The sequence below is a fragment of the Vibrio sp. Vb1574 genome (genome assembly GCF_033338675.1).
The window spans coordinates 1-1322 of sequence record NZ_JAWOTC010000239.1 but is presented as its reverse complement, the minus strand read 5'-3'; the positions used below and the strand labels follow the sequence as shown (position 1 = coordinate 1322).

At 48.1% G+C, this 1322-nt stretch carries 2 protein-coding genes; both read right to left on the bottom strand.

All coding sequences use genetic code 11. The features are described from left to right. Positions 1 to 649, bottom strand: a 649-nt coding sequence (locus R7O12_RS25150; RefSeq protein ID WP_318126782.1) for an ATP-binding cassette domain-containing protein, incomplete at its 3' end; no start/stop codon positions are given. Further along, positions 646 to 1322 (bottom strand): oligopeptide/dipeptide ABC transporter ATP-binding protein (locus R7O12_RS25145; RefSeq protein WP_318126781.1); only part of this gene is annotated, 677 nt, incomplete at its 5' end. The genes R7O12_RS25150 and R7O12_RS25145, both read right to left, overlap by 4 nt.

The window sequence follows — 1322 nt, the reverse complement described above, 5'->3', positions numbered from 1 at the left end:
ACACCAAAGAAAGTCCTAGCTCTTTTTGCAGCTCTTTCAGAAGGTTAACGACTTGAGCCTGAATCGATACGTCTAGCGCCGAAACTGGTTCGTCACAGATGATCATTTTTGGCTTAAGGATAAGTGCGCGTGCGATACCGATACGCTGACACTGACCACCTGAGAATTCATGCGGGTAACGGTTGATTACGTTTGGCAATAGACCAACTTTCGCCATCATCTCTTTAACGCGGTCTTTCACTTCTTGCTTAGACAGTTCTGGATAGAACGTTTCTAGCGGCTCAGCGATGATGTCACCGACGGTCATACGCGGGTTAAGAGAAGCCAAAGGATCTTGGAAAATCATCTGGATTTCTTTACGCGTTTCACGGCGCTGTACATCTTTCATTTTTGTGAGGTCTTGGCCTAACCAAACCACTTCGCCATCGGTCGCTTCAACAAGTCCAATGATGGCACGTGCGAAGGTCGATTTACCACAACCTGACTCACCTACTACGCCAAGCGTTTCCCCTTCGTAGAGGCGCACATTTACGCCATCTACCGCTTTTAGGCTAGAAGGTTTTGACCAAGGCCACGCTGATTTTGATGCGATGCTGAAGTGAACTTTCAGATCAGATACATCCAGAATTAACTTTTTATCTGCGCTCATTTGTTCCAAGCCTCCCATTCAGAAAAACATGCACGCTGACGACCATCACCAAATGGCGTCAAGATTGGTGCTTCACGCTTACAGCGGTCCATCACACGATGACAACGCTCTTGGTAAGGGCAGCCCGGTGGTAGACGCAGTAAGTTTGGTGGATTGCCAGGAATGGTTGGCAGAATTTCGCCTTCTGTATCCAGACGAGGGATCGCCTTTAACAGACCTTCCGCATAAGGGTGGCTTGGGTTGTAGAAAATTTCGTTTACGTTGCCGTACTCCATCGTACGACCTGCGTACATCACAAGCACTTTGTCACATGAACCAGCAACAACACCTAGGTCGTGGGTGATCATAATGATTGCCGTGTTGAACTCGGATTTCAGCTCGTTCAACAAGTCCATGATCTGCGCTTGAACCGTTACGTCTAGTGCCGTGGTTGGTTCATCCGCAATCAGCAGTTTAGGACGGCACAATAGCGCCATCGCAATCATTACACGCTGACGCATACCGCCTGAAAATTCATGCGGATACATGGTGATACGTTTGCGAGCTTCAGGGATTTTTACCGCTTCAAGCATGCGAACAGATTCTTCAAACGCTTCTGACTTGCCCATGCCTTTATGCAGCATCAACACTTCCATCAGCTGATCGCTCACTTTCATGTATGGGTTTAGCGAGG